This is a genomic window from Kitasatospora brasiliensis, from assembly GCF_032654805.1.
GTDB lineage: Bacteria > Actinomycetota > Actinomycetes > Streptomycetales > Streptomycetaceae > Kitasatospora > Kitasatospora brasiliensis.
Map to the genome: position 1 here is coordinate 957,334 of NZ_JAUOOW010000001.1, position 22,648 is coordinate 979,981.

A 22,648-nucleotide genomic window follows, 5' to 3' on the forward strand; every position below is an offset into this window, starting at 1 on the left:
CATCCGCCCAGAAGGACTTCACCATGGCCACCTCCCCCGAGACCGTCGAGCCCCCGGCCGACCGCGCCGCCGAGCACCGCCCCGCGGCGGCCCGCAAGGCGACCCGCCACCGCGGCGAGGGCCAGTGGGGCATGGGCCACTACACCCCACTGAACGCCAACGAGCAGTTCAAGAAGGACGACGACGGTCTCAATGTGCGGACACGTATTGAGACGATCTACGCGCAGCGGGGCTTCGACTCGATCGACCCCTCCGACCTGCGCGGCCGGATGCGCTGGTGGGGCCTCTACACCCAGCGCAAGGAGGGCATCGACGGCGGCAAGACCGCGATCCTGGACCCGCACGAGCTGGACGCCGAGTTCTTCATGCTCCGGGTGCGCATCGACGGCGGCCGGCTGACCGTCCCCCAGCTGCGCGCGATCTCCGAAGTCTCCGAGCAGTACGCCCGCGGCACCGCAGACTTGACGGACCGCCAGAACATCCAGCACCACTGGATCCGGATCGAGGACGTCCCGGCGATCTGGCAGAAGCTGGAGGCCGTCGGCCTGTCCACCACCGAGGCCTGCGGCGACACCCCGCGCGCCATCCTCGGCTCCCCGGTGGCCGGCGTCGCCGAGGACGAGATCATCGACGGCACCCCCGCCATCGAGGAGATCCAGCGCCGCTTCATCGGCAACAAGGACTTCTCCAACCTGCCGCGCAAGTTCAAGGCCGCGATCTCCGGCTCCCCGCAGCTGGACGTCGCCCACGAGATCAACGACGTCTCCTTCGTCGGCGTGGTCCACCCCGAGCACGGCCCCGGCTTCGACCTGTGGGTCGGCGGCGGCCTGTCCACCAACCCCAAGCTGGGCGTGCGGCTGGGCGCGTGGGTCCCGCTGGAGGAGGTGGCGGACGTCTTCGGCGGCGTCATCGGCATCTTCCGCGACTACGGCTACCGGCGCCTGCGCAACCGCGCCCGGCTGAAGTTCCTGGTCGCCGACTGGGGCGTGGCGAAGTTCCGCCAGGTGCTGGAGGAGGAGTACCTCGGCCGCGAACTGGCCGACGGCCCCGCCCCCGCCGAGCCCACCGCCCGCTGGCGCGACCACATCGGCGTCCACCGGCAGAAGGACGGCAACTACTACATCGGCTTCGCCCCGCGCGTCGGCCGGGTCGACGGCAAGCTGCTCGGCCGGATCGCCGACCTCGCCGAGGCCCACGGCAGCAACCGGGTGCGCACCACCACCGAGCAGAAGATGCTCATCCTCGACGTCGCCGAGGAGCACGTCGACTCGGTGGTGGCCGGCCTGGAGGCGCTGGACCTGCGGGTCGACCCCTCGCCGTTCCGCCGCGGCACCATGGCCTGCACCGGCATCGAGTACTGCAAGCTCGCCATCGTCGAGACCAAGGAGCGCGGCCGCACGCTCATCGACGAGCTGGAGCAGCGCCTGCCGGACTTCGCCGAGCCGCTGACCATCAACATCAACGGCTGCCCGAACGCCTGCGCCCGCATCCAGGTCGCCGACATCGGCCTCAAGGGCCAGCTGGTCACCGACGAGCACGGCGACCAGGTCGAGGGCTACCAGGTGCACCTCGGCGGCGCGCTCGGCCTGGAGGCCGGCTTCGGCCGCAAGGTCCGCGGCCTCAAGGTCACCAGCGCGGGCCTGCCCGACTACGTCGAGCGAGTGCTGACCCGCTACCAGGCCGATCGCGCCGAGGGCGAGCGCTTCGCCCAGTGGGCGGCCCGGGCGAGCGAGGAGCAGCTGTCGTGACCGAGCGCGGCGAGGGAACCGATCGAGCAGGGCGTTGTTCACGAAGTGAACGCCGAGCGCGGCGAGGTGGGCGATGAGTGAACGAGCCGCACCGTTCTTCTGCCCGTACTGCGGGGACGAGGACCTGCGCCCCTCCGAGGCCGGGCACGGCGCCTGGGAGTGCCACGGCTGCCGCCGCGCCTTCCAGTTGAAGTTCCTCGGCCTGCTGTCACCGACCGTCCACGGGGGTACGTCACATGAGCAGCACCGCGACTGACTACGAGTCGATCGCGCGCACGGCCGGCCGCGAGTTGGAGGAGGCCTCCGCGCAGGAGGTCCTCCGCTGGGCCGCCGACACCTTCGGCGAGCGGTTCTGCGTCACCTCCTCGATGGAGGACGCGGTGGTGGCGCACCTGGCGTCCTCGGTGCTCCCGGGGGTGGACGTGGTGTTCCTGGACACCGGCTACCACTTCCCGGAGACCATCGGGACCCGGGACGCGGTGGCCGCGACCATGCCGGTCAACGTCATCACGCTCACCCCGCTGAAGACCGTCGCCGAGCAGGACGCCGAGCACGGGCCGAACCTGCACGACCGCGACCCGGACCTGTGCTGCGCGCTGCGCAAGGTCGAGCCGCTGAACCGGGGTCTGGCCGGCTACGACGCCTGGGCGACCGGGCTGCGCCGCGACGAGTCGCCGAGCCGGGCGAACACCCCGGTGGTGTCCTGGGACCCGAAGCGCCGCAAGGTCAAGATCGCGCCGATCGCGCGGTGGACCCAGCAGGACGTGGACGCCTACGTCGCCGCCCACGGTGTGCTGCTCAACCCACTGCTGTGGGAGGGTTACACGTCGATCGGCTGCTCCCCGCTGTCCTGCACCCGCAAGCCCGCCGAGGGCGAGGACGCCCGCGCCGGGCGCTGGTCCGGCTCCGGCAAGACCGAGTGCGGCATCCACCTCTGACCGGCCGCCGCTGACCGGTCGCCCCGAGCCGGCCGCCCCGAGCCAAGCCGCCAACTTTTCGAGTAAGGAAGAAACCCGTGACAGCTCACATCCCGGCCGCCGACCCAGCCGCAGAGGCGGCCCGCGCGGCCGCCCCCTGCGAGCGCGGCGCCACCGTGTGGCTGACCGGGCTGCCCAGCGCGGGCAAGACCACGCTGGCCTTCGCGCTGGCCGGGCGGCTGCGCGCCGAGGGCCACCGGGTCGAGGTCCTGGACGGCGACGAGATCCGCGAGTTCCTCTCCAAGGGCCTCGGCTTCTCCCGCGAGGACCGCCACACCAACGTCACCCGGATCGGCTTCGTCGCCGAGAAGCTGGCCGCCAACGGCGTCAAGGTGCTGGCCCCGGTGATCGCCCCGTTCGCGGACTCCCGCGCCGCGGTGCGCGAGCGGCACGCCGCGAACGGTACGGAGTTCCTGGAGGTGCATGTGGCGACCCCGGTCGAGCTGTGCGCCGAACGCGACGTCAAGGGCCTGTACGCGAAGCAGGCCGCCGGGGAGATCTCCGGCCTGACCGGCGTGGACGACCCGTACGAGGCGCCGGTCCACCCGGAGCTGCGCCTCCAGACGCAGGGCCGCGAGGTGGCCGACTCCGCCGCCGAGCTGCACGCCTTCCTGACCGAGAGGGGTCTGGCATGACCACCGCGACCGACAGCCCGGTCCGCACCGACGACACGCCGTACGCGCTGTCCCACCTGGACGCGCTGGAGGCCGAGTCGGTGCACATCTTCCGCGAGGTCGCGGGGGAGTTCGAGCGTCCGGTGATCCTGTTCTCCGGCGGCAAGGACTCCATCGTCATGCTGCACCTGGCGCTCAAGGCCTTCGCGCCCGCCGCCATCCCCTTCTCCCTGCTGCACGTCGACACCGGGCACAACTTCCCCGAGGTCATCGCCTACCGCGACCGCGTCGTGGCCCGGCACCACCTGCGCCTGCACGTCGCCCACGTCCAGGACTTCATCGACCGCGGCGTGCTGCGTGAGCGCCCGGACGGCACCCGCAACCCGCTGCAGACGGTGCCGCTGCTGGACGCCATCGAGCGGAACCGTTTCGACGCGGTGTTCGGCGGCGGGCGCCGGGACGAGGAGAAGGCCCGCGCCAAGGAGCGCGTCTTCTCGCTGCGCGACGAGTTCGGCGCCTGGGACCCGCGCCGCCAGCGCCCCGAACTGTGGTCGCTCTACAACGGCCGGCACGCGGTCGGCGAGCACGTGCGCGTCTTCCCGCTGTCCAACTGGACCGAGCTGGACGTGTGGCAGTACATCGAGCGCGAGGGCATCGAGCTGCCGGAGATCTATTACGCCCACGAGCGCGAGGTGTTCGCCCGCTCCGGCATGTGGCTGACGGCCGGCGAGTGGGGCGGCCCCAAGGACGACGAGCCCGTCCAGCGCCGGCTCATCCGCTACCGCACCGTCGGCGACATGTCCTGCACCGGCGCCGTCGACTCCGACGCCGACACCATCGAGGCCGTCATCGCCGAGATCGCCGCCAGCCGCCTCACCGAGCGCGGCGCCACCCGCGCCGACGACAAGCTCTCCGAGGCCGCCATGGAAGACCGCAAGCGCGAGGGGTACTTCTAACCATGACCACCGCCACCGCAACCTCCCTGCTGCGCTTCGCCACCGCCGGCTCCGTCGACGACGGCAAGTCCACCCTGGTCGGCCGCCTCCTGCACGACTCCAAGTCAGTGCTCGCCGACCAGCTGGAGGCCGTCGAGCACGCCTCCCGCAAGCGCGGCCAGGAGGCACCCGACCTGGCGCTGCTCACCGACGGCCTGCGCGCCGAACGCGAGCAGGGCATCACCATCGACGTGGCCTACCGCTACTTCGCCACCCCCCGGCGCCGGTTCATCCTCGCCGACACCCCCGGCCATGTGCAGTACACCCGCAACATGGTCACCGGCGCCTCCACCGCCGAACTCGCCGTCGTCCTCGTCGACGCCCGCAACGGCGTCGTCGAGCAGACCCGCCGCCACGCCGCCGTCGCCGCCCTGCTGCGCGTCCCGCACGTGGTGCTGGCCGTCAACAAGATGGACCTGGTCGACTACGCCGAGCCCGTCTTCGCCGCCATCGCCGCCGAGTTCACCGCCTACGCCGCCACCCTCGGCATCAAGGACGTCCTCGCCGTCCCGATCAGCGCGCTGGCCGGGGACAACGTCGTCGAGCCCTCCGCCCACATGGACTGGTACGGCGGCCCGACCCTGCTGGAACACCTGGAGACCGTCCCGGTCGGCTCCGACCCGAGCGAGGAGCCGGCCCGCTTCCCCGTCCAGTACGTGATCCGCCCGCAGACCGAGGAGCACCCCGACTACCGCGGCTACGCGGGCCAGTTGGCCTCCGGCGTGCTGCGCGTCGGCGACACCGTCACCGTGCTGCCCTCCGGCCACACCACCACCGTCGCCGCCATCGACGCCCTCGGCCGCGAGAGCGACATCGCCTGGGCCCCCCAGTCCGTCACCGTCCGCCTCGCCGACGACATCGACATCTCCCGCGGCGACCTCATCGCCGCAGGCCCGGCCCCCGCGCCCACCAAGGACATCGAGGCCACCGTCAGCCACCTCAACGAGCGCCCGCTGCGCGCCGGCGACAAGGTGCTGCTCAAGCACACCACCCGCACGGTGCGCGCGCTCGTCAAGGAGATCACCTACCGCATCGACATCGACAGCCTCGAACAGCGCAGCGGCGCCGAGGGGTTGAACGTCAACGACATCGGCCACGTGGTGCTGCGCACCGCCGAGCCGCTGGCCCTCGACGGCTACAGCGACAACCGCCGCACCGGATCGTTCCTCCTGATCGACCCGGCCGACGGCACCACCCTCACCGCCGGCATGGCGGGCGAGGCCTTCGAGACCGTACGCGGCACCGCCGCACCCGACGAGGAGGACTGGGTCTGATGCCCAGCGAGGCGTTCTCGGGCATGGACAAGGAAGGCGGCCGCATCGGCAGCGGCGTCCTCGGCAGCGGCCAGGGCGGCCTGGCCCGATGTGTGGGCCGACGGGGCTGAACCGCCCTGTCACCGGGTCGCCTTCCGGGCCGCCCGGCTTGCCCGGCAGCCACTGCCGCAGCGCAGCACCTTCCGAACCTTCCACCCGAGACCGCCTCCTGACGGTCCGTCATCGAACAGGGCCCACCATGGCACCGAACCCGGCACCCTCGCATACCCTCTCCCGCCCGAACGCCGGGCGGATCAGACGCCCCGCCGCCGCGGCGGCGGCCGCCCTGACCGCGGTGGCCCTGCTGTCCGCCTGCGGCTACGGCTCCAAGGCCGACGACAAGTCCTCCGACACCAAGGCCAACGCCACGGCCACCGCCGGGGATTCGGGCGCGAAGCTGTCCGCGGACACGGTGAAGATCGGCTACTTCGCCAACCTCACCCACGGCACCCCGCTGGTCGGCCTCCAAGAGGGCATCTTCCAGAAGGAATTGGGCGCCACCCAGATCAAGACCCAGGTCTTCAACGCGGGCCCGGCCGAGATCGAGGCGCTCAACGCCGGCTCCATCGACATCGGCTGGCTCGGCCCCTCCCCCGCGATCAACGGCTACACCAAGTCCGACGGCAAGTCCCTGAAGATCATCGGCGGTTCGGCCTCCGGCGGCGTCAAGCTCGTCGTCAACCCGGACAAGGTCTCCTCGCTGGACGACCTCAAGGGCAAGAAGATCGCCACCCCCCAGCTCGGCAACACCCAGGACGTCGCGCTGCTCAACTACCTCGCGGGCAAGGGCTACAAGGTCGACGCGGCGACCGGCGCGGGCGACGTCTCGGTGGTGCGCACCGACAACAAGGTCACCCCCGACGCCTACCGGCAGGGCTCCATCGACGGCGCCTGGGTGCCCGAGCCCACCGCCTCCAAGCTGGTCACGCTCGGCGCGAAGGTCCTGCTCAACGAGAAGGACGTCTGGCCGGACCGGAAGTTCGTGATCACCAACATCATCGTCTCGCAGAAGTTCCTCAAGGAGCACCCGGACGTGGTGGAGGCCGTGCTGCGCGGCTCGGTGAAGACCAACGACTTCATCAAGGCCGACTCCGAGAAGGCCAAGGCCGACGCGAACGAGGCGATCAGGAAGGCCGCCGGCAACGCGCTGGAGCCGGCCGTCCTCGACCCGGCCTGGGCCGACATCGACTTCCTGGACGACCCGCTGGCGAACACCCTCCAGGCCGAGGCCGACCACGCCGTCACCGCCGGGCTGCTCAAGCAGCCCAACCTGGACGGCATCTACGACCTCACCCTGCTGAACAAGGTCCTCGCCGCCCAGGGCCGGCCCGCCGTCGCGGACGCCGGACTCGGCACCAAGTAGCGCCGCAGCCCCTCCAGTTCCGCGGTCCGGCCCCGCCCGCTCCCCGATCGATGCCCACCGGCGGGAGGGGCCCGGACCACGGCCCCGCTTCGCAGCCCGACGCAGACCACTCACGCAGGAGGTGTCCGGATGACTCCGGCACTGACCACCGAACCGGGCGCCGCCGGCGCCCGCCCCGACGGCGCCGCGCCCGCCATCCGGATCTCGCACGTGCACAAGTCCTTCGGCCGCCCCGGCGCCCGGACCCACGTCCTGGACGACATCACCCTCGACGTCGCCCCCGGCGAGTTCGTCACCCTCCTCGGCGCCTCCGGCTGCGGCAAGTCGACCCTGCTCAACCTGGTCGCCGGCCTCGACCGACCCAGCGCCGGCACCATCGAGGTGCCCGACGGCCGACCCGCGCTGATGTTCCAGGAACACGCCCTGTTCCCCTGGCTCACCGCCGGACGCAACATCGAACTCGCCCTCAAGCTCGCCGGCGTCCCCCGCCCCGAGCGCCGCGCCGAGGCCGAGCGGCTGCTCGAACTCGTCCGCCTCGGCGGCGCCCACGACAAGCGGGTCCACGAGCTGTCCGGCGGCATGCGCCAGCGCGTCGCCATGGCCCGCGCCCTCGCCCAGGGCAGCAAGGTTCTGCTGATGGACGAGCCCTTCGCCGCACTCGACGCCATCACCCGTGACGTGCTGCACGACGAGATCACCCGGATCTGGGCCGAACGGCAGCTGTCCGTCCTGTTCGTCACCCACAACGTCCGCGAGGCCGTCCGGCTCGCCCAGCGCGTCGTCCTGCTCTCCTCCCGCCCCGGCCGGGTCGCCCGCGAATGGCAGATCGACCTGCCGCAGCCGCGCCGCATCGAGTCCGCCGGAGTCGCCGACCTGTCCATCGAGATCACCGAAGAACTGCGGGGGGAGATCCGTCGCCATGTCCAGCACTGACACCACCCTCACCAAGTCCGACGGCCGGGAGGACACCGCCTCCGTCGGCGCGGGCCTCGACGCCCTGGACGCCGTCACCGCGCAGCGCGGCTCGCTCGGCGAGGCACTGCGGACCAAGGCGCTGCCGCCGCTGATCGGCGTCCTGGTCGTGCTCGCGCTGTGGCAGGGCGCCTACAGCATGCACGTCACCTCGTCGTACAAGCTGCCCAGCCCGGCCGACGTATGGCACTCCGCCCAGGACCTCTGGTACCAGGGCACCCTGTTCTCCATCATCTGGACCAGCGTCTGGCGCGGCCTGTCCGGCTTCCTGCTCGCCGTCGTCATCGGCACCCCGATCGGCCTGGTCGTCGCCCGCGTCCGGCCGGTGCGCACCGCCATCGGCCCGGTCCTCCAGGGCCTCCAGTCGCTGCCCTCGGTCGCCTGGGTGCCCGCCGCCGTGATCTGGCTCGGCATCAACGACTCGATGATGTACGCCGTCATCCTGCTCGGCGCCGTCCCCTCCATCGCCAACGGCCTGGTCGCCGGCATCGACCAGGTGCCCCCGCTGTTCCTGCGGGCCGGGCGCACCATCGGCGCCACCGGCCTCGCCGGCGCCCGCCACGTCCTCATCCCCGCCGCCCTGCCCGGCTACCTGGCCGGCCTCAAGCAGGGCTGGGCCTTCTCCTGGCGCTCCCTGATGGCCGCCGAACTCGTCGCCGCCTCCCCCGACCTCGGCCGGGGCCTGGGCCGGTTCCTGGAGGACCAGCGGGAGTTCTCCGACATGTCCGGCGTGCTGCTCGGCATCATCCTGATCCTCTTCGTCGGCATCGCCATCGAACTGCTGGTCTTCACCCCGGTCGAGCGCCGGGTGCTGCGCAACCGCGGCCTGCTGGCCGCCGGCAAGTGAGGCAGCGCCGATGCCCGCCCTCCTCCTGATCGCCCACGGCAGCCGCGACCCGCGCCACGCCGCGACGGTGGCCGCCCTGGTGGAGGAGGTGCGGGCGCAGCGCCCCGCCGCCGTGGTCGCCACCGCCTACCTGGACCACTGCGCGCCGCGGATCCCCCAGGTGGTCGGACGGCTGGCGGACGCGGTGGCGGTGCCGCTGCTGCTCAACCGGGCGTTCCACGCCAAGCACGACATCCCGGCCGCGCTGCGGGCCGCCGGCTCCCGGCTGCCGGTCGCGGACGTGCTCGGCCCGTCCCCGCTGCTGCTCGCCGCCCTGGACCGGCGCCTCGCCGAGGCCGGCCTGGCGGTCGGCTCGCCCGCCGTCCGGGCCCGCACCGGCGTCGTCCTGGCGGCGGCCGGCTCCTCCGACCCGGCCGCCGACGCGGCGACCCGCACGGTCGCCGCCGCCTGGCGCCGCACCCGCGGTTGGGCCGCCGTCGAAGTCGCCTACGCCTCCGCCGCCGGCCCGCGCGTCCCCGACGCCCTCGCCGCCCTCCGCACGGCCGGCGCCGCACACACCGCCGTCGCCCCCTACCTGCTGGCCCCGGGCCTGCTCCCGGACCGCATCACGGCCGCCGCCGAGGGGGCGGATGTGGTCGCGGACGTCCTCGGCCCCGCCCCGGAACTGGCGTCCCTGCTGCTCCGGCGCTACGACCAGGCCCTCCGGGCCGCCCAGCCGGTCGCGGCCCTCACCGCCTGAACAGAACCTCCGGTCACCGCTGCCCGTCAAGGGCACGCCGGGCGGCCGGAACGCGAACGGCCCGGCTCCCCCCGGGCGAGGGGGAGCCGGGCCGTCGTCGGGCCCCGGAAGGGGATCAGTCGAACGTGCGGCGCTGGCGGCCGGTCCCGTAGTTGGAGCCGGACTTGCTGCCGCTGCCGGGCTTGGAGCGGCCGGAGGAGCGGCCGATGAAACCGGCCGCCTGCGGGCGGTCGCCGCTCTGGGCGGTGGCTCCGGCCCCCATCCGCTGCTTGGGGCGGGGGCGGCGCGGGTTGCCGTTCATGTCGACGTCGGTGGGCAGCCCGGAGCGCTTGCCGGGACGGCGGCGCGGGGCGCCGGCCTTGGCCCCGGCGGGCTTCTCGGCGGCGGCCGCGGCCTGGTCGGCGACGACCGGCACGGCCACCGTCACCGGGACGCCGCTCGGCGTGCGGGCGCCGGTGATCCGGACCAGGTCGGCGTCGCCCGGACGGATCTTGGTGACGGTCGGGCGGATGCCGGCCACCGTCATCAGCCGGTTGACCTCGCGGCGCTGCTCGGGCAGCACCAGGGTGACGACCGTCCCGGACTCGCCGGCCCGGGCGGTACGGCCGCCGCGGTGCAGGTAGTCCTTGTGGTCGACCGGCGGGTCGACGTTGACGACCAGGTCCAGGCCGTCGATGTGGATGCCGCGCGCGGCGACGTTGGTGGCGATCAGCGCGGTGACGTGGCCTTCCCGGAACTGGTCCAGGACCCGGTTGCGCTGCGGCTGGGACTTGCCGCCGTGCAGGGCGGCGGCCTTCACGCCGTTGGCGAGCAGCTGCTTGGCCAGCCGGTCGGCGCCGTGCTTGGTGTGCACGAACATGATCACCCGGCCCTCGCGGGAGGCGATGTGCGCGGTGGCGGAGGCCTTGTCGGTCGGGTCCAGCTGGAGGACGTGGTGGTCCATGGTGGTGACCGCGCCGGCCGAGGGGTCGACCGAGTGGGTCACCGGGTCGGTCAGGAAGCGCTTGACCAGCCGGTCGACGTTGCGGTCCAGGGTGGCGGAGAACAGCATCCGCTGCCCGCCCTCGGCGACCTGCTCCAGCAGCTTGCTGACCTGCGGCAGGAAGCCCATGTCGGCCATCTGGTCGGCCTCGTCGAGGACCGTGATCGCGACGTCGGAGAGGTTGACGTCCCCGCGCCCGATCAGGTCGTCCAGCCGGCCCGGGGTGGCCACCAGGACCTCGGTGCCGCGGCGCACCGCGTTGGCCTGCCGGTTGATCGACATGCCGCCGACGACGGTGGTGATCCGCAGGTTGACGGCGGTGGCGTACGGGGTGAGCGCCTCGGTGACCTGCTGGGCCAGCTCGCGGGTGGGCACCAGGACGAGGGCCAGCGGGTACCGGGCGTCGGCGCGCTTGCCCGCGGTCCGGGCGAGCAGCGGCAGGCCGAAGGCGAGGGTCTTGCCGGAGCCGGTGCGGCCGCGGCCCAGGACGTCTCGCCCGGCGATCGAGTCGGGCAGCGTGGCGGCCTGGATCGGGAACGGCTCGGTGACGCCTTCGCGGCCGAGCGCGGAGAGGATCCCCTTGGGCAGTTCCAGCTCGGCGAAGGTCGCCGCCGGGGGCCGGGCCGGGGTGCCCTGGACCACGGTGAAGTCGGTGGCCTCGGGGGTGGCGGCGGGGCGGTTCTGCTTGGGGGCGCCGGCGCGGTTGCGCGGCTTGCGCGAGCGGTCGCCGCCCGCGGTGCGGCCGGGCTGGCCGGTGCGGCGGGACTGCTCGGTGTTGCGGGGGCCGCGGTCGCGCGGCGGGCGGGCAGGGGTGGTCACGGGATCTCCGTCCGTTGGTCAACAACCCGGGTCACGGGCTGGTCGGCCGTCGGAAGGAAGTGCGCCGCCCCGGCCGTACGGCGGCATGAGCGGGGGCCCGCACCGTGCGGTGCGGGCCCCCGCTTCGCGATGATCGCGAGTCAGCGTGGGAGCTGACGTCAGCCGATGATCTGGATGTTCTCGGCCTGCGGGCCCTTCTGGCCCTGGGTCACGTCGAACTCGACCTTCTGGCCCTCGAACAGCTCACGGAAGCCCTGAGCCTGGATGTTCGAGTAGTGGGCGAAGACGTCAGCGCCGCCACCATCCTGCTCGATGAAGCCGAAGCCCTTTTCGCTGTTGAACCACTTCACGGTGCCGGTAGCCATAACCGTCTCCTCATACTGGGGCATCAGAGACCCACACCTCGTGGGTCCCCAAGTAGCCGCGATCCCCATCCGGAGACTGAAACACCGGACAAAACAAATGCGCCTGTCGGTTGGAACCAGCAGGCGCACACCACGTTCATGGGAACCAAAACTGCAACTGCTTCGACTGTAGCACGGTGCCACCCCGGTTGACCGGGGATTTTCCCGCCCTGTAGATCACGTTTGGCCGCCCCGAGAAAGGGGCAGGCGGCGCCCCGCCGAAGCGGGGCGCCGCCTGTTTCCGGAGATCCGCGGCTCAGCGCCGGCCGGCCGGCTCCGGCAGGCCGTGGACGTCGACCGGCGGGGCCTGGCCCTCGCCGTGGCCGTGCCCGGGGGTGTCCGCGTGGCCGGGCCACCAGGCGCGGCGGCCGAGCAGCGCGGTGAGCGCCGGGGTGAAGAACATCGACATCACGAAGGCCGCGATGAGGATGCCGATGGCGATCGAGAAGCCCATCTCGCTCATCATCGTGTTGCCGGCCAGCAGCATGGTGCCGAAGGTCGCGGCCAGGATGAAGCCGGCCGCGGCCACCGTCGGGCCGCCGTGGCGGATCGCCTGGCTCGCCGCCTCGCGGGGGCTGCGGCCCTCGCGGGCCTCCTCGCGCAGTCGGGCGATCATCAGGATGTTGTAGTCGGTGCCGAGCGCGACCACGAAGAGGTAGATCAGGATCGGCAGCATGAACATCAGGCCCTGCTCGCCCTTGATGTTCTGGAACAGCAGGGTGGTGGCGCCGAGGGTGGCGCCGAAGCCGAGGCCGACCGAGGCCATCAGGTACCAGGGGGCGACCACGCTGCGCAGCAGCAGGCCGAGGATCACCATGATCAGCACCGCGGCGATCGGGAAGACCAGGCTGTAGTCGTGGGCCATCGCCGTGTTGATGTCCTTGTACACGGAGGTGGTGCCGGCGACGTAGGCCTTGGTGCCGGCGGGCGCCTGGTCGTGGGCGACCTTGCGGACCTCGCCGATGGTGTCGATGGCCTTGTTGCTGGCCGCCTCGTCCTTGAGGACGACGGTGATGTCGGCGGTGAGCCCGTCCTTGCTGACCCCGTGCTGCGGGTCCGGCAGGGCGGCGCCGGACACGCCGGGCACCTTGCCCAGCCCGTCCACGTAGCCCTTGAGCCCGGCGACGTCGATCTTGTTGCCGTTCTGGCTGGTCAGGTAGATGTGGGCGGGGTCCGCGGCGCCGGCCGAGTAGGCCTTGATCATGGTGTCCTGGACGACCATCGACTCCTTGGACTTCGGCATCGAGCTGCCGGCCATGTCGAAGGTGCCCTGGTAGCCGAGGGCGGCGACCGCGAGGCCGGCCATCACCAGGCCGGAGAGCACCGCGGCGGCGGCCGGACGGCGGCCGACGGTGCGGCCGATCGCGGCGAAGCGGGCGTTGGACGGCTCGCGCTGCCAGGCCTTGGAGGGCCAGAACAGGACCTTCTCGGGGATCAGGCAGAGGATCGCGGGCACCAGGGTGACGGACGCGACGGCGGTGACGGCCACCGCGATGGCCAGCGACGGGCCGAGCGCCTTGAACATGCCGAGGCTGGACAGGACGAGCACGGCGAAGGCGACCACGACGGCGCCGGCGGCGGAGGCGATGGCCTCGCCGACCCGGCCGATGGCGTTGGCCACGGCCTGCTTGCGGTCGTCCCCGGCCCGCAGCCGCTCGCGGTAGCGGAACATCAGGAACAGGAAGTAGTCGGTGCCGACGCCGTAGAGGACGACGGTGAGGATCTGCTCCATCGAGTTGTCGGCCTTGAGCCCGAACACCTTGCTGGCGTCCGCGATCAGGCCGTTGGCGACCATCGAGTAGATGATCACCGAGAGGATCGGCAGCAGCGCGATGATCGGGCTGCGGAAGATGATCCCGAGCGTCAGCAGGATGATCACGACCGTGCCGAGGCCGATCAGCATCCCGGCCGTCTTGCCGGCGTCCTGCTGGTCCAGGCTCATCGCGGCCGGGCCGCCGACCTGGAACTTCAGGTTGCTGCCGGAGGCGAGGGCGGTGCCCTCCTCGCGCAGCTTCTTCGCCGCGTCGGGGAACTCCTCCGACTGCATCTTGGTCTTGTCGATGGAGACCATCGACATCGCGTACTTGTGGTCCTGGGAGTAGGAGGCCGGCGAGACCGGGACGACCATCTCGACCAGCGGGATCTTCTTGTCGGCCAGGCCCTGGGTGACCTTGTTCATGGTCGCCGCGTCGGCGTCGTCCAGCTTGCCGCCGTCGTTGCGCTCGAAGAGCAGCAGCGCGGAGGGCGAGATGTTGGACGGGAAGGCCTTCTGCTGGACCTCCATCGCCTGGATGGACTCGTAGTGCTTGGGGAGGAAGGCCGCCTCATCGGTGTTGGCCTTCAGCGGCGGGGCGGTCGCGATGATCGCGACCGCGGCGATCAGCCATGCGCCGATCACCCACCAGGGGCGGCGAACGACGAATTGTCCGAGTCGGTGGAACATGCTCGTGATGCCTCCTGGGCATGGTTCACCGCAGCCCTCTGGGGGACGGGTTTCGGGGCGACGGCAGGACCGGCACGGGAATGCCCGAGGGCTTCCTTGCCGGTCGGCAGGTAAGTGGTCTGGGGCATCATCCTACGAGCACTTGCTTGCCGCCCGGCAAGGAGCCCCCGTGTGCTTCAACCCCCCGTGGCCGCCCGAAGCGGCCCCGCATCAGTTTCTCCCGAGCGCAAGCCCGTTGACCTCGTGCTCCGGGTGGAGATGAGTCCCCCTCAGGGTGGAGGCGAACCCCCTACCCCCTGGGATGAGATCTCGGGGTCCGGGGGTAGGGAAAACCCCACCCCACCCCCCGAGGAGAGCACCAGCGCGAGGCCACCCGGCAGCCGGATTACCCGCCGACCCCCGCTTCCCTAGTGTCGATCGTGACGCCGGGACGCAGCCGGCGAGCGACATCCGGCGGCTCCCCGACCCAGGGCTCCCGCCACTCCCGTACCGGCGACGACCGCCGCACTCCCTGGGGGGACCTCCGATGAAACACCTGAAGACCAGACTCGGCCCGGCCGCCGCGATGGGTGCCTGGAGCGCCAGGCACCGCAAGACCGCGGTGTTCGGCTGGCTGCTCTTCGTCATCCTGGCCTCGGTGCTCGGCGGCATGCACGGCAGCACCAGGATCACCGAGGCCGAGTCGATACCCGGCCAGGTCTCCCGGGCCACGACGATCCTGGAGGAGGCCGGGCTGAAGAGCCCGGCGACCGAGACCGTCCTGGTCCAGAGCACCACCCGCAGCGCCGACGACCCCGAGTTCCGCGCCGCCGTCGACCAGGTGGTCGCCGCCGTGAACGGCACCGGCAAGGCCGCCGAGGTCCGCTCGCCGTACGACACCAAGGCCGTCTCCGCGGACGGCCACTCCGCGCTGGTGCTGCTGACGCTCAAGGGCGACGCCACCGAGGCGACGGACCACGTCCAGCCGGTGCTGGACGCGGTGGCCGGCGTGCAGAAGCAGAACCCCGGCCTGACCGTGGTCGAGCTCGGCGACGCCAGCTCCGGCAAGTGGATGCAGGACCAGGTCAAGGACGACTTCACCCGCGCCGAGTGGACGGCCGTACCGCTCGCCCTCGGCATCCTGCTGGTCGCCTTCGGGGCGCTGGTCGCCGCCGTACTGCCGGTCGTGCTCGCGCTGACCGCCTTCATCGCCGCCGCCGGACTGGTCGCGCTCGGCAGCGGGTTCCTGCACACCAGCAGCGACGCGAGCTCGGTGATGCTGCTGGTCGGCCTCGCCGTCGGCGTCGACTACTGCCTCTTCTACCTGCGCCGCGAGCGCGAGGAGCGGGCCGCCGGACGGGACGCGGCCACCGCGCTCGCCGTCGCCGCCGCCACCAGCGGCCGGGCGGTGCTGGTCTCCGGCGTCACCGTGGTCGTCGCCATGGCCGGGATGTTCCTCACCGGGATCGCCACCTTCCGGGCGATGGCCTTCGCCACCATCGTGGTCGTGGTCACCGCCGTGCTCGGCTCGCTCACCGTGCTGCCCGCGCTGCTGTCGATGCTCGGCGACCGGGTCGAGAAGGGCCGGGTGCCGCTCCTGGCCAGGCTGCGCCGCCCGGAGCCGGCCGGGGCCGTGACCGGCGGGCGCTTCTGGAACGCGGTGCTGACCCCGGTGCTGCGCCGCCCCCTGGCCGCCACCGTGATCGCCGGCGGCGTGCTGCTGGCCCTGGCCGCGCCGCTGCTCACCATGCACACCGCCAAGCTGACCTTCCAGCAGCAGCTGCCCGCGGGCGACGCCCTGGTCGCCGCCTCGCGGAAGATCGAGGCCGCCTTCCCCGGCAGCCCGGCCCCCGCCACCGTGGTGATCAAGGCCGCCGACATCGACTCCCCCGCGATGACCGCCGCGATCGCCGACCTCAAGGCCAAGGCCCTGGCCGGCGGCCGGATGCACGGCCCGGTGGCGGTCACCGTGCACGCCGAGCAGAACGTGGCCACCGTCGAGATCCCGCTCAACGGCACCGGCAACGACGCCACCAGCAACGACGCCCTGCGCAGCCTGCGCGAGGAGCTGGTGCCCGCCACCGTGCTCAAGGTGCCCGGCACCGAGGCCCCGGTCACCGGCGCCACCGCCGCCTCGTACGACTTCAACCGCAAGATGTCCCACGCGATGCCGCTGGTCTTCGGCTTCGTGGTGCTCTTCGCCTTCCTGCTGATGCTCACCTCCTTCCGCTCCCCGGTCGTCGCCGTGACCGCCGTGGTGCTCAACCTGCTCTCGGTGGGCGCCGCGTACGGGGTGCTGACGCTGGTCTTCCAGCACGGCGTGGGCGCCTCGCTGCTGGGCACCGCCGGGGTCGGCGCGGTGGAGTCCTGGGTGCCGCTGTTCCTCTTCGTGATCCTCTTCGGGCTCTCGATGGACTACCACGTCTTCGTGGTCTCCCGGATCAAGGAGGGCCACGACCGCGGCCTGCCGACCCGGGCCGCGATCGCCCACGGCATCCGCTCCACGGCCGGGGTGGTCACCAGCGCCGCGGTGATCATGGTGGGGGTGTTCTCGGTCTTCGGTTCGCTGTCCATGCAGGTGATGAAGCAGATGGGCGTGGGCCTGGCGGTCGCGGTGCTGATCGACGCCACGGTGATCCGCGCGGTGCTGCTGCCCGCGGTGATGACCCTGCTGGGCGACCGCAACTGGTACCTGCCGCGCCGGCTGAACTGGCTGCCGGGCCTCTCGCACGGCGAGTCCGTCCCGCCGGTCGCGCCGGCGGCGGCTCCCGCGGCCTCCCCGGTGGAGGTGCTGAGCCACCGGTGACGCTGGTCACCCTCGGTCGATGCCGGGCCCCGCGGCGCGCGGGGCCCGGCGTCCGTGCGTCATGATGATCACCGTCCGGAATCTCCCGGATGTACACCGGCGGAACGGAGCCCAGTCATGATCCCCTTCGACGAGGGCCGCGCCCGGCTCCTGCTCGCCGAGGCCTGCCAGTCCGCCGGACTGCCCGCCCCGGACGGCGCCACGCTGCTCGCGCTCGGCGAGAACGCCGTCTTCGACCTCGGCGACCCGGCCGTGGTCGCCAAGGTCGGCCGCGGCCCCGAGCTGTACGACCGGGCGCACCGCGAGCTGGCCCTCGCCCACTGGCTGGCCGGGCAGGACGTGCCGGTGGTGCGCCCGTACGACGCGGTGGCGCCCGAGCCGCAGCTGGCCGACGGCCACCCGGTCACCTTCTGGCACCGGCTCGCGCCCGCCGTGCGCCCCGCCCGCCCGGTCGACCTCGCCCCGCTGCTGCGAGCCCTGCACAAGCTGCCGCTGCCGCCCTTCACCCTGGGCCGGCGCGACCTGCTGGCCCCGGTCGAGCGCTGGCTGGCCTCCGCCGAGGGTCATGTCGACCCGGCGGACGTCGCCTTCCTGCGCCACCGCCGGGACGCCTTCGCGGCCGCCCTGCCCGACCTGGTGCCGCGGCTGCACCCCGGGGTGATCCACGGCGACGCGCTGCCCCGCAACGTCCACGTCGGCCCGGACGGGCCGGTGCTGCTCGACCTGGAGTTCATGGCGAACGACCTGCGCGAGCACGACCTGGTGGTCCTCGCCCTCAGCCAGGACCGGTACGGCGTGCCGGCCGAGGAGTACCGCGCGTTCACCGAGGCGTACGGCTGGGACGTGCGCGAGTGGCCCGGCTTCACGGTGCTGCGCGGCGCCCGGGAGACGGCCAGCGCCTCCTGGGTGGCGCAGCAGGCGGCCAGCAACCCGGCGGCGCTGAAGGAGTTCCGGCGCCGGGTGGACTCGCTGCGGGACGGGGCCACCGAGGTGCGCTGGTACCCGTTCTGACGGTGCCGTTACCCCGGTCGGCGCCGGGGCGCCAACCGGGGCGAGTGTGAGAAGAGTCCTGGGGCGGTTCGGTCCGGTCCGCAACCAGGGCACGTACGATCGGCGTCCTATCGGACAGTCATCCTGACCCGAGAGATCGGCACCGTACTCGCACCTCAGGAGCCGCCGCCATGCACCGGACCGCCCGCCGCCCCTCCACCCCGACCCGACCGTCCCGCTCCAGGCGCCGGCTGTTCGCGGGCTGTGTCGCGGTGGCCGCCGCCCTGGGCCTGGCCGCGTGCGGGACGGCCAACGGCGCCCTCCAGTCGCCGAGCACCGCCCCCGTGACGTCCGGGACGGCGGCGCCGACCGCCGCTCCGAGCGGGACGGCGGCGACCACCATCGCGCCGGCGCCCGGCTCGGACGCCGCCACGCCGGGGTCCTCCCCCGCCGCCTCGGCGCCGGCGAAGCCGCACCCGTCCACGGCGACCGGCTCGCCCGTCTCCGCCAAGCCCACCGCGCCGGCCACCCCGGCCGCGCCGAGCAGCGCCGCGGCCTCGCCGGCCTCGTCGGCCTCCCCGGCCGCGCCGCCGCCGCACACCGGGGCGGGCACCGTGATCGGCTCCACCGCCTCCGGCGGCCGCACCGTCGCGCTGACCTTCGACGACGGGCCCGGCCCGGCCACCGGCCAGATCCTCGACCTGCTGGCCCAGTACCACGCCAAGGCCGTGTTCTGCGAGATCGGCCAGAACGCCGCCGCCAACCCGGCGCTGGTCAAGCGCATCCTGGCCGACGGGCACCGGCTCTGCGACCACAGCGTCCACCACCCGCAGCCGTTCGCGAAGCTCTCGCACGACAAGGCGGCGTACGAGATCACCACGGCCCGGGACATGATCGTCCACGCGGGCGGTCCGGGCACCGAGGTCGGCTGGTTCCGCGCCCCGGGCGGCGGCTTCAACGCCGACAACGAGCGGATCACCGCGGGCCTGGGGATGTCCTCGCTCGGCTGGTCCGTCGACCCGCGCGACTGGTCGCGTCCGGGTGTGCCGGCGATCGTCTCGACCGTGCAGCACCAGCTCAAGCCCGGCGGGGTGATCCTGATGCACGACGGCGGCGGCGACCGCGGCCAGACCGTGGCCGCGCTCAAGCAGCTGCTGCCCTGGCTGGTCGAGCAGGGGTACACCTTCGACTTCCCGGCCGCGTAGCGTCAGTCGACGCGCAGCCGGTAGACCTGCCGGGAGCCGCCCTCCGGGCCCGGGTCGGCGGCCTCGGCCGGGGTGAAGCCCAGCCGCTCGTAGAAGACCCGGGCACCACTGGCCACCGCGCCCGGGTGGTCCGGCCCGAAGGTCACCACCTCGACGGTGGCCGGGCCCCGGACGTGGCGGCGCAGCGCGTCCTCGACCAGCGCCCGGCCGACGCCGGTGCCCCGGGCGCGCCCGGCGACCACCAGCCAGTGCAGGTGGTGCGGCCCCTCACCGCCGACTCCGAACAGCAGGCCGCCGAGCGGCCCTTCGCCGTCCTCGGCGACGGTCGCCAGGCCCTGCTCGGCGCTGTCGAGCACCGCGCGGTGGAAGCCCGGTTCGGCGACCATCGGGCCGAACCAGTGCTCGACCTCGGCGGCGAGCGCGAGGAAGCCGGGCAGGTCCGCCGACCGGGCCTGGCGCAGGGCCGTCACCGGGCGGGCCAGCGCGGGTCGACGACGGCCCGCGGGTCCTTGCCGCGGCGCAGCCAGGCCTGGAGGCCCTCGGCCCACTCGCGGTACCAGTCGATCTGCCGCCGGTGCAGTTCGGCGGGCTCCAGCGCCCCCACCTCGGCCGGGTAGCGCCCGGCGAGGGCGACGGCGACCCGGACGGCGGCCAGCGCGTCGCTGCCCGCCTCGTGGGCGTCCGTCAGCTCCACCCCGTACAGCTCGCAGACCCGTTGCAGGGTGCGCGAGCCCTTGCGGTACTTGTCCACGGCGCGGTCGATGACCAGGGCGTCCAGCACCGGCCCGACCGGCCGGCCCAGCCGCTCGGCTAGCGTCGCCAGCCCGTGGCGGCGCAGCTCGGCGTCGAGCAGCGAGAGGTCGAACGGCGCGTTGAACGCCACCACCGGCCGTCCGTCGGCGATCCGTTCGCACAGCGCGGCGGCTATCTCCTCCACCGCTTCCTTGGCCGGCCTGCCCTTGCTCCGCGCGACCTCGTCGCCGATCCCGTGGATCGCCGCCGCCTCGGCGGGTATCGGCACCCCGGGGTCGAGCAGCCAGTGCGCGGCCCCCACCCGGGCGGCTCCGACGGTGTCCACGAGGGCGGCCGTGACGATGCGGTCCACGGCCGGGTCGGTGCCCGTGGTCTCCAGATCGAAGCCGACCAGTGGCTGCTGCCACCAGCTCATCAGGTGTGTCCTTCCGTCCTGTGTCCCGAAACAGCCCCTATCATCACCCGCCCCACCGACAACCCGGCCCACCGGGAGCCGTTCCGGGGCCCGATCACCGTTCGGGGGCGGGGCGGAGCAGGAAGACGTCGATCTCGTCCTCGCGTTCGAGCCGGAAGCCGTGCCGTTCGTAGAGGCGGCGGGCGGGGCTGCCCTGGAGGACGTCGAGGCGGACGGGTTCGCCCGCGGTGTCGGCGTCGGCGAGGAGGTGGCGCAGGACGGCGGTGCCCAGGCCCTGCCCCTGGTGGCGCGGGTGGAGGTAGAAGTGTTCCAGCAGGCGGCCGCCCTGGTCGGCGGGGCGGACGGTGACGGAGCCGGCGAAGGCGCGGTCCGGGCCGAGCAGCACGATCGAGGTGTGTGCGGGCGAGAAGCCGTCGCGCAGCCGCTGGCGGACCCGGTGTTCGTCGTAGCGGCCGAGGCGTTCGAGGTCGGGGCGCATCACCTCGGCCCGTAGTTCGGCGACGGGTTCGAGGTCGGCGGTGGTGGCGGGGCGCAGGCTCCAGGCGGGGTCGCTGTTCACGGTCGGCAGTCTGGCAGTGGCGTCATCGCGCCGGCCAGGGACTTTCTCAGGAGACCGGCCGGGAGTCGGACCAGATGCCCTCGAACTCCTCGCGGTAGACCTCCAGCAGGCCGGGTTCGGTGCCGCCGGGCTGCTGGCCGGCGCCGCCGCGCAGGACCAGGGCCGGGGACTCCATGCCGCGGGCGCGGCGCAGGTAGGGCTGGATGACGCCGAGGTCGCGGCCCTGGCGGCGGCCGCCGCTCGGGCCAGCCGGGCGGGGGCCTTCGACGAGGTAGGCGGTGAAGCGCGGGGTCTCGTCGAAGACCCGGATCTCGAAGCCGCCCTGGTCGCGCAGGTGGGCCCGGACCCGCCGTACGTGCCGGATGTTCATCTCGATGGAGCGGGACAACTCGCTGCGGCTGAGGCCGAGTTCGCGTTCGCGGCGGCGTACCGCGCTGCTCGCCGGGTTGAGGAAGAGCAGCCGTACCCGGCAGCCGTCCCCGGCCAGGCGCACCAGGCGTTTGCCGGTGTAGTTCTGGCAGAGCATGCCGAGGCCGATGCCGAGCGCGTCCAGGCGGCGGGCGCCGTCCAGCAGGTCCTCCACCGGCAGGTCGCGCTGGAGCCGGACCCGGTCGGCGTGCACGGCGACCACGTCGGCGTACCGGCCGGCCACCAGGGATTCGACCACGTCGGCGGGCACCCCGGCGCCGCCGCCGCCGTCGAGGACGGCGAGCAGCCGGGCGGCGGCCCGTTCGGTCTGGGCCAGGACGGTCTGGGTGAGCACGCGGTTGCGGGAGACCACGTGCCGGGCGACTTCCAGTTCGTCCAGGGCGAGTTCGATCTCGCGCCGGTCGGCGAGGAACGGTTCGAAGCAGGGCCAGTGCTGGACCATCAGTTCGCGCAGCTGGGGCAGGGTGAGGAAGACCAGCGGGTCGTCGTCGGCGGGGTCGAGCAGGTAGCCCTTGCGGCGGCTGACCTCGCGGACGGCTCCGGCGCGGTGGGCCCATTCCTCGCCGACCGGTCCGGCGGCGGCGGTGACCCAGTCCTCGCCGTGGGCGGGGGCGTAGATGGGGTGCAGCACCTCGTCGACGAGGGCGCGCAGCCGCTGTTCGACGAGGTTGAGCCAGACGTAGGCGCGGCCGGACAGCCGGACCCGCTGGTAGGCGTCCTCCCATTCGCCGGCCGACCAGGCCAGTGCCGGTATCTCGACGGGGCCGCTCTGGGCGGGTACCAGGGCGCGGCCGGTCAGGGTGGGGCGCATGACGACCGTGGGCGCCTCGCTACGGGCCGGGCCCCGGTCGGGGCCGCCGGGCCCGGAGCCACGGCCGCCAGCGGGGAACACCATGCGCCACCTCATCTGCGGCTGATCCCCGCGGGCGCGGGGACCGTTGACGGGTCGTTGACAAGCACCGGTCGGCCGGGGTGGCCGGACGATCAAGGGTACTGCCCGCCGCGAGCGGCTCGCAGCCGGACGCCGGGCGGCCCGGCCGCGGCGCCGTCCGCATCACCCGCCGCACTCTTCACACGAATGCCCGTCGACCCCTCGTTCGGACCAACCCGGGCCGGATCTCCCGGACGCCGGGGAGGGCCTCGGGGAGTATGCGCTGGTGCCACGTGTCAGGGCGGCCGCGCCGTCCACCGCCGCGGCTGTGCCGTGCGTCACGGCGCGCGGGCACGCACATGTCCGGCCGTCCGGCCGGGAAGAAGAGCGTCCGAGTCCGGGCCGACGGCCCGGATCCTTGTCGG

Annotated in this window: 20 protein-coding genes; 13 read left to right on the forward strand and 7 right to left on the reverse strand. The window is 73.1% G+C overall.

The features are described from left to right. Positions 1 to 23: 23 nt before the first annotated feature. From QWJ13_RS04380 to QWJ13_RS04425, 10 genes are all read left to right on the forward strand, one after another. Complete coding sequence (locus QWJ13_RS04380) at positions 24 to 1,748, forward strand: nitrite/sulfite reductase (RefSeq protein WP_316520606.1); 1,725 nt, start codon at positions 24 to 26, stop codon at positions 1,746 to 1,748. 73 nt (positions 1,749 to 1,821) lie between these two features. Next, a complete protein-coding gene (locus QWJ13_RS04385) occupies positions 1,822 to 2,004 on the forward strand; it encodes a hypothetical protein (protein WP_316520607.1) in 183 nt (60 codons plus the stop codon). Continuing rightward, positions 1,985 to 2,686, forward strand: a complete 702-nt coding sequence (locus QWJ13_RS04390; protein ID WP_316520608.1) for a phosphoadenylyl-sulfate reductase — start codon at positions 1,985 to 1,987, stop codon at positions 2,684 to 2,686. The genes QWJ13_RS04385 and QWJ13_RS04390 overlap by 20 nt, the downstream gene beginning before the upstream one ends. Before the next feature lie 89 nt (positions 2,687 to 2,775). Next, positions 2,776 to 3,360 carry an adenylyl-sulfate kinase gene (gene cysC / locus QWJ13_RS04395; RefSeq protein ID WP_316521653.1) on the forward strand — a complete coding sequence of 195 codons (585 nt, stop codon included), beginning with the start codon at positions 2,776 to 2,778 and terminating at the stop codon, positions 3,358 to 3,360. Next, the gene (cysD, locus tag QWJ13_RS04400) at positions 3,357 to 4,295 is read left to right on the forward strand and encodes a sulfate adenylyltransferase subunit CysD (RefSeq protein WP_316520609.1); all 939 of its coding nucleotides are present in this window, start codon (positions 3,357 to 3,359) and stop codon (positions 4,293 to 4,295) included. The genes cysC and cysD overlap by 4 nt, the downstream gene beginning before the upstream one ends. A 2-nt stretch (positions 4,296 to 4,297) precedes the next feature. Then, the gene (locus QWJ13_RS04405) at positions 4,298 to 5,608 is read left to right on the forward strand and encodes a sulfate adenylyltransferase subunit 1 (RefSeq protein ID WP_316520610.1); all 1,311 of its coding nucleotides are present in this window, start codon (positions 4,298 to 4,300) and stop codon (positions 5,606 to 5,608) included. A gap of 238 nt (positions 5,609 to 5,846) precedes the next feature. Then, complete coding sequence (locus tag QWJ13_RS04410; protein WP_316520611.1) at positions 5,847 to 7,010, forward strand: aliphatic sulfonate ABC transporter substrate-binding protein; 1,164 nt, start codon at positions 5,847 to 5,849, stop codon at positions 7,008 to 7,010. 129 nt (positions 7,011 to 7,139) lie between these two features. Then, positions 7,140 to 7,943: an ABC transporter ATP-binding protein gene (locus QWJ13_RS04415; RefSeq protein WP_316520612.1), complete on the forward strand. Its 804-nt coding sequence runs from the start codon at positions 7,140 to 7,142 to the stop codon at positions 7,941 to 7,943. After that, entirely contained in the window at positions 7,930 to 8,829 is a 900-nt protein-coding gene (locus QWJ13_RS04420; protein ID WP_316520613.1) for an ABC transporter permease, read from the forward strand. The genes QWJ13_RS04415 and QWJ13_RS04420 overlap by 14 nt, the downstream gene beginning before the upstream one ends. Before the next feature lie 10 nt (positions 8,830 to 8,839). After that, entirely contained in the window at positions 8,840 to 9,568 is a 729-nt protein-coding gene (locus tag QWJ13_RS04425; RefSeq protein ID WP_316520614.1) for a sirohydrochlorin chelatase, read from the forward strand. 115 nt (positions 9,569 to 9,683) lie between these two features. Here the strand turns inward: QWJ13_RS04425 and QWJ13_RS04430 are convergent, their stop codons facing one another. The 3 genes from QWJ13_RS04430 to QWJ13_RS04440 form a co-directional block, all read right to left on the reverse strand. Then, entirely contained in the window at positions 9,684 to 11,369 is a 1,686-nt protein-coding gene (locus tag QWJ13_RS04430) for a DEAD/DEAH box helicase (protein WP_316520615.1), read from the reverse strand. A 158-nt stretch (positions 11,370 to 11,527) separates the two neighbouring features. Next, positions 11,528 to 11,734 carry a cold-shock protein gene (locus QWJ13_RS04435; RefSeq protein WP_030060364.1) on the reverse strand — a complete coding sequence of 69 codons (207 nt, stop codon included), beginning with the start codon at positions 11,732 to 11,734 and terminating at the stop codon, positions 11,528 to 11,530. Between the two features lie 295 nt (positions 11,735 to 12,029). Beyond that, positions 12,030 to 14,216 carry an MMPL family transporter gene (locus tag QWJ13_RS04440; RefSeq protein ID WP_316520616.1) on the reverse strand — a complete coding sequence of 729 codons (2,187 nt, stop codon included), beginning with the start codon at positions 14,214 to 14,216 and terminating at the stop codon, positions 12,030 to 12,032. Between the two features lie 526 nt (positions 14,217 to 14,742). On the opposite strand from QWJ13_RS04440, the gene QWJ13_RS04445 reads away from it, so the two are divergent. The 3 genes from QWJ13_RS04445 to QWJ13_RS04455 all read left to right on the forward strand — a co-directional run bounded on the left by QWJ13_RS04445 (position 14,743) and on the right by QWJ13_RS04455 (position 19,196). Continuing rightward, positions 14,743 to 17,001 (forward strand): MMPL family transporter, encoded by a 2,259-nt coding sequence (locus QWJ13_RS04445; protein ID WP_316520617.1) that lies wholly within the window; start codon positions 14,743 to 14,745, stop codon positions 16,999 to 17,001. Positions 17,002 to 17,118: 117 nt separating this feature from the next. Then, entirely contained in the window at positions 17,119 to 18,012 is an 894-nt protein-coding gene (locus QWJ13_RS04450; protein ID WP_316520618.1) for a phosphotransferase enzyme family protein, read from the forward strand. 170 nt (positions 18,013 to 18,182) lie between these two features. Continuing rightward, positions 18,183 to 19,196, forward strand: coding sequence for a polysaccharide deacetylase family protein (locus QWJ13_RS04455; RefSeq protein ID WP_316520619.1), 1,014 nt, complete (start codon positions 18,183 to 18,185; stop codon positions 19,194 to 19,196). 2 nt (positions 19,197 to 19,198) lie between these two features. On the opposite strand, the gene QWJ13_RS04460 is transcribed toward QWJ13_RS04455, so the two are convergent. From QWJ13_RS04460 to QWJ13_RS04475, 4 genes are all read right to left on the reverse strand, one after another. Continuing rightward, on the reverse strand, positions 19,199 to 19,666 hold the full coding sequence (locus QWJ13_RS04460) for a GNAT family N-acetyltransferase (RefSeq protein WP_316520620.1): 468 nt from the start codon (positions 19,664 to 19,666) through the stop codon (positions 19,199 to 19,201). After that, positions 19,663 to 20,364: an exonuclease domain-containing protein gene (locus QWJ13_RS04465; protein WP_316520621.1), complete on the reverse strand. Its 702-nt coding sequence runs from the start codon at positions 20,362 to 20,364 to the stop codon at positions 19,663 to 19,665. Before QWJ13_RS04465 ends, QWJ13_RS04460 begins: the two co-directional genes overlap by 4 nt. A gap of 94 nt (positions 20,365 to 20,458) precedes the next feature. Next, a complete protein-coding gene (locus QWJ13_RS04470) occupies positions 20,459 to 20,932 on the reverse strand; it encodes a GNAT family N-acetyltransferase (RefSeq protein WP_316521655.1) in 474 nt (157 codons plus the stop codon). 37 nt (positions 20,933 to 20,969) lie between these two features. Further along, a complete protein-coding gene (locus QWJ13_RS04475) occupies positions 20,970 to 22,247 on the reverse strand; it encodes a DUF5919 domain-containing protein (protein ID WP_432277423.1) in 1,278 nt (425 codons plus the stop codon). Positions 22,248 to 22,648: the final 401 nt, after the last annotated feature.

What these genes read in the sequence shown, in the direction of transcription:
- QWJ13_RS04420 (WP_316520613.1), top strand. Translation starts at nt 7,930, where the DNA reads ATGTCCAGCACTGACACCACCCTCACCAAGTCCGACGGCCGGGAGGAC.
- QWJ13_RS04425 (WP_316520614.1), top strand. Translation starts at nt 8,840, where the DNA reads ATGCCCGCCCTCCTCCTGATCGCCCACGGCAGCCGCGACCCGCGCCAC.
- QWJ13_RS04445 (WP_316520617.1), top strand. Translation starts at nt 14,743, where the DNA reads ATGAAACACCTGAAGACCAGACTCGGCCCGGCCGCCGCGATGGGTGCC.
- QWJ13_RS04455 (WP_316520619.1), top strand. Translation starts at nt 18,183, where the DNA reads ATGCACCGGACCGCCCGCCGCCCCTCCACCCCGACCCGACCGTCCCGC.
- QWJ13_RS04435 (WP_030060364.1), bottom strand. Translation starts at nt 11,734, where the DNA reads ATGGCTACCGGCACCGTGAAGTGGTTCAACAGCGAAAAGGGCTTCGGC.
- QWJ13_RS04380 (WP_316520606.1), top strand. Translation starts at nt 24, where the DNA reads ATGGCCACCTCCCCCGAGACCGTCGAGCCCCCGGCCGACCGCGCCGCC.
- QWJ13_RS04410 (WP_316520611.1), top strand. Translation starts at nt 5,847, where the DNA reads ATGGCACCGAACCCGGCACCCTCGCATACCCTCTCCCGCCCGAACGCC.
- QWJ13_RS04405 (WP_316520610.1), top strand. Translation starts at nt 4,298, where the DNA reads ATGACCACCGCCACCGCAACCTCCCTGCTGCGCTTCGCCACCGCCGGC.
- QWJ13_RS04385 (WP_316520607.1), top strand. Translation starts at nt 1,822, where the DNA reads ATGAGTGAACGAGCCGCACCGTTCTTCTGCCCGTACTGCGGGGACGAG.
- QWJ13_RS04390 (WP_316520608.1), top strand. Translation starts at nt 1,985, where the DNA reads ATGAGCAGCACCGCGACTGACTACGAGTCGATCGCGCGCACGGCCGGC.
- QWJ13_RS04440 (WP_316520616.1), bottom strand. Translation starts at nt 14,216, where the DNA reads ATGTTCCACCGACTCGGACAATTCGTCGTTCGCCGCCCCTGGTGGGTG.
- QWJ13_RS04465 (WP_316520621.1), bottom strand. Translation starts at nt 20,364, where the DNA reads ATGAGCTGGTGGCAGCAGCCACTGGTCGGCTTCGATCTGGAGACCACG.
- cysD (WP_316520609.1), top strand. Translation starts at nt 3,357, where the DNA reads ATGACCACCGCGACCGACAGCCCGGTCCGCACCGACGACACGCCGTAC.
- QWJ13_RS04450 (WP_316520618.1), top strand. Translation starts at nt 17,119, where the DNA reads ATGATCCCCTTCGACGAGGGCCGCGCCCGGCTCCTGCTCGCCGAGGCC.
- QWJ13_RS04475 (WP_432277423.1), bottom strand. Translation starts at nt 22,247, where the DNA reads ATGGTGTTCCCCGCTGGCGGCCGTGGCTCCGGGCCCGGCGGCCCCGAC.
- QWJ13_RS04415 (WP_316520612.1), top strand. Translation starts at nt 7,140, where the DNA reads ATGACTCCGGCACTGACCACCGAACCGGGCGCCGCCGGCGCCCGCCCC.